Origin of the sequence: Methanofollis sp. UBA420, assembly GCF_002498315.1 — an archaeon.
Lineage (GTDB): Archaea > Halobacteriota > Methanomicrobia > Methanomicrobiales > Methanofollaceae > Methanofollis.
Genome location: NZ_DAGX01000005.1, coordinates 214,057 through 226,415, shown reverse-complemented (window position 1 = coordinate 226,415; position 12,359 = coordinate 214,057). Strand labels below are relative to the sequence as shown.

The window sequence follows — 12,359 nt, the reverse complement described above, 5'->3', positions numbered from 1 at the left end:
ACGAAATTAATTATTCTAGCCCTGCAATAGTAGAGCGATGTACTCGCAGAGACTGGAAAACCTGCCGCCATACCTTTTCGCCCGTATCGACGCAATGAAGGCCCAGAAGAGGAAAGAAGGAGTCGACATCATCGACCTCGGTGTCGGCGACCCTGACCTCCCGACGCCGGCGCATATCGTCGAGGCGATGGTCAGGGCGGTGAAGGAACCAAAGAACCACCACTACCCTGCCTACGAGGGAATGGCCGCGTACCGCCGGGCTGTTGCGGAATGGTACGAAACGCGTTTTTCCGTTTCCCTCGATGCGGACAGGGAAGTCCTTGCCCTGATGGGCTCGAAGGACGGCATCGCCCACATCCCCGAGGCCTTCGTCAATCCCGGCGACTATGTCCTCGTCCCCGACCCGGGCTACCCGGTCTACAAGACCTCGACGCTCTTTGCCGAGGGCAGGACTCACCTCATGCCTCTCACCGCGGAGAATAACTTCCTCCCTGTCCTCGACGACATCCCGAGGGACGTGCTGAAGAAGGCGAAACTGCTCTTCTTCAACTACCCGAACAACCCGACCGCGGCGATCGCCCCGAAGGCGTTCTTCGAGGAGGTCGTGGAGTTCGCCCGCGACAACGACCTCGTCGTCGTCCACGACAACGCCTACTCGGAGATCACCTTCGACGGCTACAAAGCCCCTTCCTTCCTCGAAACCGACGGGGCAAAGGAGGTCGGCGTGGAGATGCACTCCCTTTCCAAGACCTACAACATGACAGGCTGGAGAGTCGGCATGGCTGTCGGCAACCCCGAGATCCTGGCGGGACTCGGCCGGGTAAAGTCGAACGTGGACTCCGGCGTCTTCGACGCCGTGCAGGAGGCGGGAGTCGCCGCGCTAACCGGTTCGCAGCAGTGCGTCGCGGACGCCTGCGCCGTGTACCAGGAGCGCCGCGACGTCCTCGTAAAGGGCCTCAACGAACTCGGCTTTGACGTCCGTGCACCGAAGGCGACCTTCTATGTCTGGATGCCGGTCGAAGACTGCATGAAGACGGCGGCGCAGTTCCTCAACGAGGCCGGCATCGTCGTGACCCCGGGCGTCGGTTTCGGCGAGAGCGGGGACGGATATGTGCGTTTCGCCATCACCCGTTCGGTCGAACGGATCGAGGAGGCGCTCGAACGCATCAGGAGGATTGCACCATGAAGCTCCCGTCACACCTGACAGTCAGGGACAGCCGCCTCCATCTCGGCGGCGTCGACTGCGTCTCTCTTGCGGAAGAGTATGGCACGCCCCTGTACGTCACTGACATCGACCGGATCGCCGGCAACTTCAGGCGTTTCCACGCGGCCCTCGCCGCCCACTACCCTGACGTGCAGGTGCTCTTCGCGGCGAAGGCGAACGGCAACCTTGCGGTGATCCGGGCTCTCGCCGCTGAAGGGGCTGGTGCAGACGTCTTCTCCCCGGGAGAACTCGAACTGGCGCTCCGTGCCGGGATGAAATCCGAACGCCTCCTCTTCAACGGGAGTTCCAAGAGCCGCGCAGACCTCGCCCTCGCCGTCGAGAAAGGAGTGCGGGTCTCGGTCGATTGCCTGGACGAACTCCACCAGCTCGACGCCGTTGCCGGGGAGGCCGGGAAGACCGCGGAGATCGCCTTCAGGGTGAACCCGGCCCTCGAAGTTCCGACCCACCCGAAGATCGCCACCGGGCTTGCGACGAGCAAGTTCGGCATCCCGGCGCAGGAGATCATCGCCGCATACAGGGAGGCCGTTGCCTGCGAACATGTCGAGCCTGTCGGCATCCACTGCCACATCGGCTCCCAGATTCTGGAGGTCGAACCCTTCGCCCGCTCTGCCGAGGTGATGGTGCGGGTCGCAAAGGAGGTCACAGACCTTGGCGTCCACCTCGAATTCCTCGACATCGGCGGCGGCCTCGGCATCCCGTACCACCACGACACCGACCCGGCGCCGACGCCCGCGGACTATGCGGCCGCCGTGATGCCTGTCTTCCTGAAGGGGATCAGGGAATGCGGGATCGACCCGGCCCTCTGGGTGGAGCCCGGCCGCTGGCTCGTCGGCGACTCCTCGGTCCTCCTCACCCGCGTGAACTCGGTGAAGAAGGCCCACAAGACCTTCGTGAACGTGGACGCCGGGTTCAACCTGCTCGTCCGCCCGGCGATGTACGACTCCTACCACGAGGTGCTCGTCGCGGACCGCGCCGATCTCCCGGCCGACGGCACCTATACGGTGGCAGGCCCGATCTGCGAGACCGGCGACATCCTGGCCCATGACCGCACCCTCCCGGCCCCGAAGGCCGGCGACGTCATCGCCGTCCTCGACGCGGGCGCCTACGGCTATGCGATGTCCTCGCAGTACAACAGCAGGCCGCGCTGCGCCGAGGTGGCGGTGAGCAACGGGAAGCACGCCCTGATGCGCCGGGCCGAGACCCTCGACGACGTCACCGCCGCCATGGAGACTCCGGCCTGGAAGGAGTGAACGGACAACCGTGAACTTTCACTACGCACTCGTCGACGACCTGATCAGCCGCGAGGAGTTTGAAAAGCGGGTCGGCGAACGGATGAAGGCGGCGAGCGGTCTCCTCGACGAGAACGCCGCTTCGCTCCTCGTCGTCACCGACTGCGGCCGCCACCACCAGCGGATCGCCGGCATCGCCCCCGGCCCCTCGATCGTTTCCTTCTTCGGGAAGGTGCTCTCTGCCGGCGAACCCGAGGAGTTCGCCAGGAAGGACGGGGAGACCGGAGTGCGCGCCACCCTTCTCCTCGGCGACGCGTCCGGACGGATCGAGGTGACTCTCTGGGACGAGAAGGCCGGGGCGGTCGCCGAGATCGAGCCCGGCGAGGTACTCGAGGTGATCGGGAGGCTTGCGCCGCGGGGTGGGAGCGTCACGGCCCTCGCCCTGCGGAAGTCCACGGCGCTCATCGACTGCCCGATGGAGACCGAACGCACCTGCGCCTCCCCGGTCGGCACCGGCGACCTTGTGGTGCGCATCCTCGGCATCGGAGAGCAGCGGGAGTTCACGCGGGGAGACGGGACAGGCGGGGCGATGGTCACGGCCGTCATCGGCGACGGAAGCGGGACGGCACGCCTCGTCTGCTGGGACCCGGCGGTGCTCGCGGCCTCTGCTGCCGGGGACGTGGTGTGCATCAGAGGAGCGCGGGGGGCCGTGAAGGCCGGGGGACCCGAGTTCTCCCTCGACGACCGGGGCAGCGTCACCCCCTCCCATGAGGAGGTCGAGGTCCGGACCACCCCGGCCGCAGAGGTGAAGGCCGGGGAATGCGTCTCCCTGGAAGGGCGGGTGGCGGCGGTCCAACCACCGCGGAGTTTCCAGACCCGCACCGGAGAGCGGTCCTATGTGCAGAATATCGACCTCTCCGATGACTCGGGGACGGTGCACCTTGTCCTCTGGGGCGACCGCGCCCTCCTCGGCCTTGCGACCGGCGACGACCTCCGTGTCTACCATGCGAGGGCAAAGGAGGGGCGAAGCGGCGGGACCGAAGTCTCTGTCGGGAGGGGGAGCATGCTCCTCGGGGCCGGTGAAGAGGACGACGAAGAGGTGGTATTCCAGGGGACGACCGTACCCTCGGCCCTTGGCATGACCATCGACAACGGCACCGAGGCCTACCTCCTCTCTGGCGACATCCTCCCCGGCCAGGAAGTGACGGTGACCGGGACGCGGCGGGGACCACGGATCATCCCGCAGGCCGTCGAACCGGCAGAGGTAGACAGGCAGGCCCTTGAAAGGCGCCTTGCGGCACTCCTCGACGAGACATGCTGAGAACATTTCACTTTCACCCCGCACACGGAGAGGGAAGTATATGTCAGGTGCGAAAGTGATATGTGTGCCCGGAGACCACGATCAACCGGGTGTTTCCGGGCCTTCCGCACCTTTTCTGCTGGTGTGCGGCCAAAATATCTGAAGGAGTGAGGGAAAACATGCCAAACGTATCCATGGACCTCGAAGACCTCCCCGGCGTCGGGCCGACAACGGCGGACAAGCTTCGGGAGGCAGGCTATGCAACTGTTGAGGGCATTGCCACAGCTTCGCCGGCCGACCTCGCCGAGGCGGCAGAGATCGGAGAGTCGAGCGCAAAGAAGATTATTAAGGCAGCCCGAGAACTCGCCGATATCGGCGGGTTCAAGACCGGCGTCGCCGTCCTCGAAGACAGGAAAGAAGTGAAAAAACTTCAGACCCTTGTCCCCGAATTCGACGCCCTCCTCGACGGCGGGCTGGAGACAAAATCCATCTCGGAATTTTACGGTGAGTTCGGGTCGGGCAAGAGCCAGATCGCCCATCAGATGGCGGTCAACGCCCAGCTCCCCGAGGAGTTCGGCGGGCTGCACGGATCCTGCGTCTACATCGACACCGAGAACACCTTCCGCCCCGAACGTATCGAGCAGATGGTGGCCGGGCTTGAGATCCCGGGCTACGATACACCTCCGCTCATGGAGTTCCTCGAACGGATCCATGTTGCAAAGGGCTACACCTCCGACCACCAGATGCTCCTCGTCGACAGTGCCCGCGACCTTGCAAATGAGATGAAGGACAGTGACTATCCCGTACGGCTGATCATCATCGACTCGTTGACCGCCCACTTCAGGGCAGAATATGCCGGCAGGGGCACCCTGTCGGTGCGGCAGCAGAAGTTGAACAGGCACATGTACGACCTTGCAAAAATCGCCGAGGAGTACAATGCCGTCGCACTCGTCACCAACCAGGTCCAGTCGAACCCCGGCGTCTTCTTCGGCGACCCCACGAAACCGATAGGCGGCAACATCGTCGGACATGCTGCGAAGTTCAGGCTCTACCTCAGGAAGAGCAAGGGCGGCCGGCGGATCGCAAAACTCGTCGACAGCCCGAACCTGCCCGAAGGCGAGGCGGCGTTCGTCGTCGAGACATCAGGCCTCAAGCCCTGAAGGTGGTCGGCCAGTGCTGAAGGCGGTCGTCACCGACCTCGACGGGACCCTGACCGATGCACGGCGGCGGATCTCCACCGCCGCCATCGAGACGATCCGGGACCTTGTCGATACCGGCATCCCTGTGGTCATCGCAAGCGGGAATACCATCTGCTCCCTGGACATACTGTGCAAGATGATCGGGACCGACGGGACGATCATCGGCGAGAACGGCGGGGTGTACCGCCTCCACTTCGACGGCCAGGTCCATGTGGCAGGCCGCCAGTCGGTCTGCTGGGACGCGTACCACAGGATCGAGGAACATTTTGCCGCGGAGGGAAAGACCCTCACCCTGTACTCCCCGGACAACCGCTTTGCCGACATCGCATTTGCCCGGACCGTCGAACCCGCCGAAGTGGCCGGAGTGATCGCCGGCATGCCGGTCAGGGCGATCGACACCGGCTTTGCCATTCATCTCCAGTACCAGGGCATCTCGAAGGGGACGGCCCTCTCTGACCTCGCCCTTCTGATGGGCCTTTCCCCCGCAGATTTTCTTGCTATCGGTGACTCGGATAACGATACGGAGATGATCGACCATGCCGGCATCGGGGCCACCGTGGACAATGCGACGCCGGGAACGAAGGCAACAGCCGATTATGTCTCTGAAAAGAGATATGGCGAGGGGTTTGTTGAAATTATCCGGAAATATCAGAAATTATTCGGGTAATTATTTTTTCGAGAGGTACCGGTCGACCACGATGTAGTCGCGTGCGTCCTTGACCGCCTCAAAGGCGATGAGCATGTGTTCCCCGTCCATCCTGTATCCCGCCGTGTCAAAGGAGGCATCAGGTTTGACGATCAGGTCGATTACCTCGCCGGTATCAAGGTCGACCATGAGGTTCTTGATCTGGCCGATGATCATCCCGTCATTGCTCATCACTTTTTTGCGTGCAAGGCCCCGTGAAAAGATCGTACTCATAGTTTCTGGGTGGGTTTCGGGGATATATAAATTGTTTGAAAAGAAGGAGAATTTAGTATCCCGCCGTTTTCCGCCGGGTGTTCACTTGAGAATCTCGGAGGCCATCTTGATGTCCACGGACTTGACGGTCTTTCTTCCCGCATGACGGGTGAGTTTGATCGCTTCCCGCGCGAGAACCGTGCCGTAGTCTTCCATCAAAGCGGCCAGAGCCTCGCTCCCGTCGGCACTGACACGCTCAGCACCGGCATTCTTGATGATCCTTCCGACTGGTGCAATTGGCAGTTCGCTCATCTGTTTTCACCTCGCTCCTCAACCCCGTCCCCCAGAGGGAAGAGTGGGTTGAAATAACACACCCCTTGATGTGAATACCCATATTTATAGTTGTGGGTTGCCAGATCAGTGTACCGCCAATTATTGCTCCCCTTACAGTGCGGGGAAGACACCTATGATGTCCGACTGGGTGATGATCCCGATGGGCTTTCCGCCCTCTACAACGATGAGACGCCCGATCTCACGCTCTTTAAAGCGCCGGATCACCTCGTAGAGATGGGTGTCGGCATCGGCTTCGACGACATCCGAGGTCATCACCGCGGTGACCGGTGTGGCAAGGTCAAGTCCCTGGTCCAGTCCGTCGGCAAGGTCGGTCAGGGTGACGATCCCGGCGAGCCTCTCACCGTCCATCACCGGCGCCCCATGGATGCGGTGCTGTGCAAAAAAGGACGCCGCGGATTTGAGGGTGTCGTCGGAGGAGAGGGCGAGGATCGGGGCGCTCATATAATGCCTGACCGATTTTTTCGGGAGGGAGATCATCTCGATGATGGAAATGAGGAGTGAACTTTTTACCTCGTCTTTTCCGAATATTTCCCCCCTAACAAGGAGTTTGTTCACCGGGGTCGGGCCGATGGTGATCTGGTCCCCGATATCGAAGACCTTCACGCTCCCGAGGATCCGGATCAGCGCGTGGCAGATGTCAGGGTGGCAGAGGGTGGTGAAGTCGATCTCCGCCACATTGGCTCCCTCGACTTCGGTGCCGTTCCTGGCGATCGGGACATGCGACTCCTGGTCATAGTTCGTGAGATTGAGCTCGCGGTAGGCCTGTGCCGAGGGGTTGTACCCTCCCTTCGGGCCGGGGACGCCGTCGACGAGGCTGAGAGCCTTGAGAGACTGCATCTGGTTCCTGACCGTCCCGGGGTTGCGTTTGAGCACGTCGGCGATCTCCTCCCCCTTGATCGCGCGGGAATGTCGGTGGTACAGGGTGATGAGGGTGATGAGTATCTCTTTCTGTATGAGCGATAAATCCATACACAGAGTTTGGTCTCACTGAGCATCAATATTTTTGGTTGTGGGTGTCGTGGATTTTGAGAGAATACCGACCGTACCGACGGCGGACGAAGTGCTTGACCGGAGTTTCCGGCGAGCCGCCGCAAAGATGCGGACAAAGACGAACAAAGACCGTGCGAATGAAGATTTTGTCAGGGCGGTTTCAAGCGCTGTTCATGACAAACTGGTCCATGTCATCCAGTCGTTTCCGGTCTTCGAGGACCAGCCGCCCTTTTACCGCGATACCGTCGAGGCGCTCTTCGGTATTGAAAGGCTGAAGATGGCCCTCGGAAATGTGGGGTGGGCAGCGATGCACACGAAGAGGATGGGCTTTGAACACGGCGGAAGGCGGATCAGGAGGGCCGAGGATACCGCAGCAGTGCGGAAGCGGGCGGTGGCGCGGATCGCCTCGATCGTCCACCAGATCAACAAAGACCTTCTCTTCCTGAATGTGGCGAGAAATGTCCTGCGCAAACTCCCTGACGTCAAGGACAACGAGTTTACCGTGGTGATCGCGGGCTACCCGAATGTGGGCAAGTCCTCCTTTATCAGGCTGGTCTCGTCGGCCGAGCCGGAGATCGCTTCATACCCCTTCACCACGAAGGGTGTGATCCTGGGCCACCATTATGATGGGCGCCACAGGATCCAGTTCCTCGACACCCCCGGCCTTCTCAACAGGCCCGAGGAAGAGAGGAATGCCGTCGAAGAGCAGGCGATCGCCGCGATCGTGAACTCCGCTCACCTGATCCTCTTCATTCTTGACCCGAGCGAGTACTGCGGCTACCCGATAGAGGACCAGCACAATCTCCTTGAGGCGATCAGAGTACTGGCCGATGTGCCGATTCTCGTCGTCGCCAACAAGGCTGATATCCGTGCGGGAGAGGAAGGCATGCTCTCCATGTCCACCGCCACCAGAGAGGGCGTGGACACGGTGCTCGCCGAGATCCTCTCACACTATCATGAGCCAGCCCCAGCTCCCGCTCAGGGCGCAGCCGAGGAGGAATCCGAGGATGGCACCGCCGTTGAGGGGCGGGAGTCCGGCCTGTGGACGGCCGGAGAGGACGAACTTGAGGAGGACGGCCATACCGACGACTGACCCGGCCATTGCTCCGAGCGCCGGGACCGAGATGAACCAGAGGGCCGGTGTCGGGACGAAGACCTGGGCCGAGACGACGAGGATGGACGGCATGATCAGGTCGCCCATCCCCATGATAAATGCCCCGCGCTCTTCTTTTTCCTGCTGAAGGTTCATCCCTTCTTTTCTGAACGAAAAATCCCTCTTCTTTGGTATGACGAAGAGGATGGGCGTCTTGAGGTCGATGATACCCTCGGCAAGGGCGATCATGTGCTTTGTCCTGTACACCGAGAGGGCGTCATAGACGGCAAGGAGAGAGAGAAGGAGGATCACCGGCAGGACGGCAAGGGAGATCCCGAAGATGGAGGCGACGCCCCCGGCGATGAGGATGCCGAGGGTGTCGATGACGTACCACTCGGGGTACAGGAAAAGGACGGCCGTGGCCGCACCGGCGGCCGCGATGGGGAGGATGAACGCGGCAGAGGAGACGCCGAGTACGACGGCCGAGAGAGTCCAGAAGATGTAGTAGAAAGTCAGGAATATAGAGAGCGCAACAAGTCCGAGGATCACTTTCTTCCCGCCGATCTTTATCAGACCGAGCATGAGGAGGGTGAAGGCCAGGAGGAGGCCGAGAAATATAAAGGGGTTTGCGACAGATGTGGGGTCTTCAAAGGCCGCAACGCCGGCCGCCTGCATTGGCAGGGCAAGGAGGATGCCGAGCACCTCGACCACGATCAGCATCGCCGGCATCACCATCAGGGGCATGTTATTCCGAATATCCATTTCTGACCTCTTCTGATATCGTTAGATTAATTAATAGTTCCTTATCATCTAAAAGCATGGAGATCCGAGAAGCCCTCGTTGACATTGCCCTCACCATCGTCCTTGTCCTGTCCACCCTCACCCTGGTCTGGCGGGTCTGGCAGGACCTGACCATGGCTGTGGCGACAACTCTGATGATGCTCTCCCTTGGCGGTCTCTTTCTCTCGCTCGGGTACAAGATCCAGCAACTCGAGGCAAGCATCATTGCGCGCGAGCGGACGATGCGGGTGAACCTGGAAGAGCTCTCCACCACAATGGCACAGAAATATGACACTACCGTGAGGCATATCGACGATACGGTGAGCGATATCACCCGCAGGATGTATAGATAAACCCTTTTTGCGAGATTATCCATGGGCGTTGCATTACGTGATATACTCGGCGAGTTCTGTCAGGAGATGGAGCTTGACGACGTGCGGGGCGCGGTTGGCATCGATGCCTTCAACGCGCTGTACCAGTTCCTGACCATCATCAGGCAACCTGACGGCACTCCCCTGATGGACGCGGAAGGGCGTGTCACCTCCCACCTTTCAGGGTTGTTTTTCCGGAATATCAACTTCCTGGAGAAAGGGATACGCCCGGTCTATGTCTTTGACGGCGCACCCCCGGAACTGAAGAGCACGACGGTCGAGAAGCGCCGGGAAGTGCGTGAGGCCGCGGGTGTCAGGTGGCAGGAGGCCATTGCATGCGGCGACACCGCGGAAGCCTACAAGCAGGCGCGCGCCTCGACACGGATCGATGACGCGATGATCGCGTCCGGTCGGCGTCTCCTTGAGTTCATGGGCATACCCTGGGTCCAGGCGCCGAGCGAGGGCGAGGCCCAGGCGGCCTACATGGCGCAGAAGGGCGACGTCTCGACGGCGGCCTCGCAGGACTACGACTCACTCCTCTTCGGGGCGCCGCACCTCCTGCGGAACCTGACGATCTCGGGGAAGAGGAAGATGCGGGGGAGGCAGGTGACGGTGCGCCCGGAGTCGGTCTCCCTTGCGGCGGTGCTCGGCGGTCTCGGCCTCACGCGCGAGGAACTGGTGGAGGTCGGGATCCTGGTGGGGACCGACTTCAACCCCGGCATCAGGGGCGTGGGGGCGAAGACGGCCCTGAAGATCGTGAAGAAGGGCGGTTTCGCGGAGACGATCCGGGAGAAGACCCCGGACTTCGACCCCGAGCCGGTGCGCTCGTTCTTCCTGGATCCCCCCATCACCGACGACTACCATCTCGCCTGGAAGAGTCCGGACAGGGAGGGGATCGTCGCCATGCTCTGCGGCGAATATTCCTTCTCCGAAGAACGGGTCGAGGCGGCCCTCGACCGTCTCGGGAAGACGGCGGGACAGAAGACACTCGACGCGTGGTTCTGAGGATCTGACCGCTCCTTTTTTCAGAATGAATGATAAAGAGCTTCAAATCCATCTGTTTTATTTATCGTCATTACAGAGAACGTCTATGCGCCCGATCGTTTCATTCATCCTTTTGACACTTTTTCTCGCATCGATCTGTCCCCTGGCCAGTGCGATCTCTGTCCAGGCCGGCCTGACCCTCTCCTCCCCGATATCTCTCCTGAACCTGGGGGAGAGGGCGCCATCGGGTACAGGCGACCTCATCCCGATCGCCCTCCTTCCGGCAGAGGACGGGGGCTATCTCCTGGTCGTCGACGCAGTCACCTACCTGCCGGAGGAGGATACCTCTGAGGCCCTCCTCATCAGGGCCGGGCCGGGTGGTTCTACCCTCTGGACGGCCTCCGCAGATGCCAGTCCCCGTGCCGCCGTCTCCGCTCCTGACGGCGGGTGGGTCGTCGCCGGCAGCAAACAGAGGAAAGCATGGGCCGCGGAATTCGCCGACGACGGCACCCTCCGGTGGGAGATGCAGAGCACATTGGAGGAGGACTCAGGTGTCCTGAAGATCGCCCCCGCCTCTGACAGGGGATTTTTCCTCGCCGGGCACCGGGACACCGTGAGCACCGTCGATAATTACACGGTCGAGAACCGGCGCGAGACCTCTCTCTGGCGCCTCGACACAGGCGGCGCCCCCCTCCTCGAGACCTCCTTTGTCGTCTCCAGCAGCGATGCCGGAGGCGACGTGACCGGGATTGCAGATACAGGGGACACGGTCTTCATCACCACCAGCCATTCGCTCGTCAGGGCCGGTCAGAACGGCACCGTCCTTTCTGCAGAGGCCTGGCCGGGGGAGATCTCAGCCCTTTTGCCGGTGGATGACGGTTTTGTCGTTGCCGGCACCGTGCGGCACACGGAGGGTCAGGTTCCGGCCCTGACAAAGATGAGCCCTGAGGGCTCCATCATCTGGGAACGGCAGTACGAAGAGAGGGGAGCGGCAACCTTCGAGACCCTCCTTGATGGGCCAGACGGCGAGATCGTCGCCGTCGGGATCCTCTCGTACGATATCGAGTGCCCGCCCTTCACGACATATGCCACCGACACCCTCATCGCAGCGTTCGGCCGGGACGGTGAGCTCCGCTGGCAGAAGACCACCGGCTATCCGGGGATGGACTGGGGCTCAGGGGCAATCGCCACAGACGATGGTTACCTCGTCCTGACGAAGTATGTCACCCCTCTCGAAGAACCTGATGAGCGCTATTTACGATATTTCACCACAGGCACCGCCCTCGTCCCGGTCTCATGCCGCCGGTGAACTGCAGGCGGGGGAAACCGGATCCCCACATATGATTGGCCCCAGGAAGAATGAACAGGAGAACCAGAGGAGGGAGATTGCCGTAGCCCTGTCTCTCTCGATCAGGGACGACCGGAGGGAGTCGAGAAACCGAAGGTTTCGCGGTCCAGGGATTGCGGGCGTCAGCGAGCTTGAGAAGACCTTTAGGTCGTCGGCCCCGGTACCGCCGGGGGAAAGGTAGCGGATCCACGCGGCCTGTCACAGGATTATGGGGAGATACATCTCCCCTGGCATGGGTGTCTCTACAGAGCCCAGAACCCCTGTAGTTACTTCGCGCCAGGTTTATACTTCGCGCCGGGTTTGCACCCGGGAAAGAAGTTACAGAAAACCGCAGATATGGAAATAAAGTCGTTCAAGCCCAAAAATTCCCGTCGTTTGCACCACCCCGGATTTCACAGCATGACACACACGCCGCGGCCGACCGTGCCGGGTGTTCTCCGGATCGTGTGCAAATTATCCGGGGTATCTGTACACACTTCTCTCTCTGTACTCCTGTACACACATAGCCGTCGGATATGGCTCCCCTCCGCGGCCGCCATGTTTGCACCACCCGGTGTAAACCAGGCGCGAGGGTGGAAAGGTCGGCCG

At 61.5% G+C, this 12,359-nt stretch carries 12 protein-coding genes and 1 pseudogene; 9 read left to right on the top strand and 4 right to left on the bottom strand.

Features of this window, described 5'->3' with window-relative positions; translation table 11 throughout:
• The first annotated feature begins 37 nt into the window (after positions 1 to 37).
• From BP869_RS07290 to BP869_RS07270, 5 genes are all read left to right on the top strand, one after another.
• Positions 38 to 1,186 carry an LL-diaminopimelate aminotransferase gene (locus tag BP869_RS07290; RefSeq protein ID WP_342678285.1) on the top strand — a complete coding sequence of 383 codons (1,149 nt, stop codon included), beginning with the start codon at positions 38 to 40 and terminating at the stop codon, positions 1,184 to 1,186.
• Positions 1,183 to 2,475: a diaminopimelate decarboxylase gene (gene lysA, locus BP869_RS07285; protein ID WP_342678283.1), complete on the top strand. Its 1,293-nt coding sequence runs from the start codon at positions 1,183 to 1,185 to the stop codon at positions 2,473 to 2,475. The genes BP869_RS07290 and lysA overlap by 4 nt, the downstream gene beginning before the upstream one ends.
• 10 nt (positions 2,476 to 2,485) lie before the next feature.
• Positions 2,486 to 3,775 (top strand): hypothetical protein, encoded by a 1,290-nt coding sequence (locus BP869_RS07280; protein ID WP_342678281.1) that lies wholly within the window; start codon positions 2,486 to 2,488, stop codon positions 3,773 to 3,775.
• 158 nt (positions 3,776 to 3,933) lie between these two features.
• Entirely contained in the window at positions 3,934 to 4,914 is a 981-nt protein-coding gene (gene radA / locus BP869_RS07275; RefSeq protein WP_067049625.1) for a DNA repair and recombination protein RadA, read from the top strand.
• Between the two features lie 13 nt (positions 4,915 to 4,927).
• Positions 4,928 to 5,620: a phosphoglycolate phosphatase gene (locus tag BP869_RS07270; protein ID WP_342678278.1), complete on the top strand. Its 693-nt coding sequence runs from the start codon at positions 4,928 to 4,930 to the stop codon at positions 5,618 to 5,620.
• On the opposite strand, the gene BP869_RS07265 is transcribed toward BP869_RS07270, so the two are convergent.
• From BP869_RS07265 to BP869_RS07255, 3 genes are all read right to left on the bottom strand, one after another.
• Positions 5,621 to 5,872, bottom strand: coding sequence for a PRC-barrel domain-containing protein (locus tag BP869_RS07265; RefSeq protein WP_067049632.1), 252 nt, complete (start codon positions 5,870 to 5,872; stop codon positions 5,621 to 5,623).
• Positions 5,873 to 5,953: 81 nt separating this feature from the next.
• Positions 5,954 to 6,163 (bottom strand): histone family protein, encoded by a 210-nt coding sequence (locus BP869_RS07260; RefSeq protein ID WP_067049635.1) that lies wholly within the window; start codon positions 6,161 to 6,163, stop codon positions 5,954 to 5,956.
• A 132-nt stretch (positions 6,164 to 6,295) separates the two neighbouring features.
• Positions 6,296 to 7,174 (bottom strand): CBS domain-containing protein, encoded by an 879-nt coding sequence (locus BP869_RS07255; protein ID WP_342678273.1) that lies wholly within the window; start codon positions 7,172 to 7,174, stop codon positions 6,296 to 6,298.
• A gap of 40 nt (positions 7,175 to 7,214) precedes the next feature.
• Here BP869_RS07255 and BP869_RS07250 point away from each other — a divergent pair.
• Positions 7,215 to 8,057: pseudogene (locus BP869_RS07250) on the top strand (NOG1 family protein); the annotation flags it as partial.
• A gap of 84 nt (positions 8,058 to 8,141) precedes the next feature.
• Here BP869_RS07250 and BP869_RS07245 read toward each other — a convergent pair.
• A complete protein-coding gene (locus BP869_RS07245) occupies positions 8,142 to 9,050 on the bottom strand; it encodes a presenilin family intramembrane aspartyl protease PSH (protein WP_342678272.1) in 909 nt (302 codons plus the stop codon).
• Between the two features lie 56 nt (positions 9,051 to 9,106).
• Here BP869_RS07245 and BP869_RS07240 point away from each other — a divergent pair, with 56 nt between their 5' ends.
• The 3 genes from BP869_RS07240 (at position 9,107) to BP869_RS07230 (ending at position 11,732) form a co-directional block, all read left to right on the top strand.
• Positions 9,107 to 9,421, top strand: a complete 315-nt coding sequence (locus tag BP869_RS07240) for a hypothetical protein (RefSeq protein WP_342678270.1) — start codon at positions 9,107 to 9,109, stop codon at positions 9,419 to 9,421.
• A gap of 21 nt (positions 9,422 to 9,442) precedes the next feature.
• Positions 9,443 to 10,444 (top strand): flap endonuclease-1, encoded by a 1,002-nt coding sequence (fen, locus tag BP869_RS07235; protein ID WP_342678268.1) that lies wholly within the window; start codon positions 9,443 to 9,445, stop codon positions 10,442 to 10,444.
• Positions 10,445 to 10,529: 85 nt separating this feature from the next.
• A complete protein-coding gene (locus BP869_RS07230) occupies positions 10,530 to 11,732 on the top strand; it encodes a hypothetical protein (RefSeq protein WP_342678266.1) in 1,203 nt (400 codons plus the stop codon).
• Positions 11,733 to 12,359 lie beyond the last annotated feature (627 nt).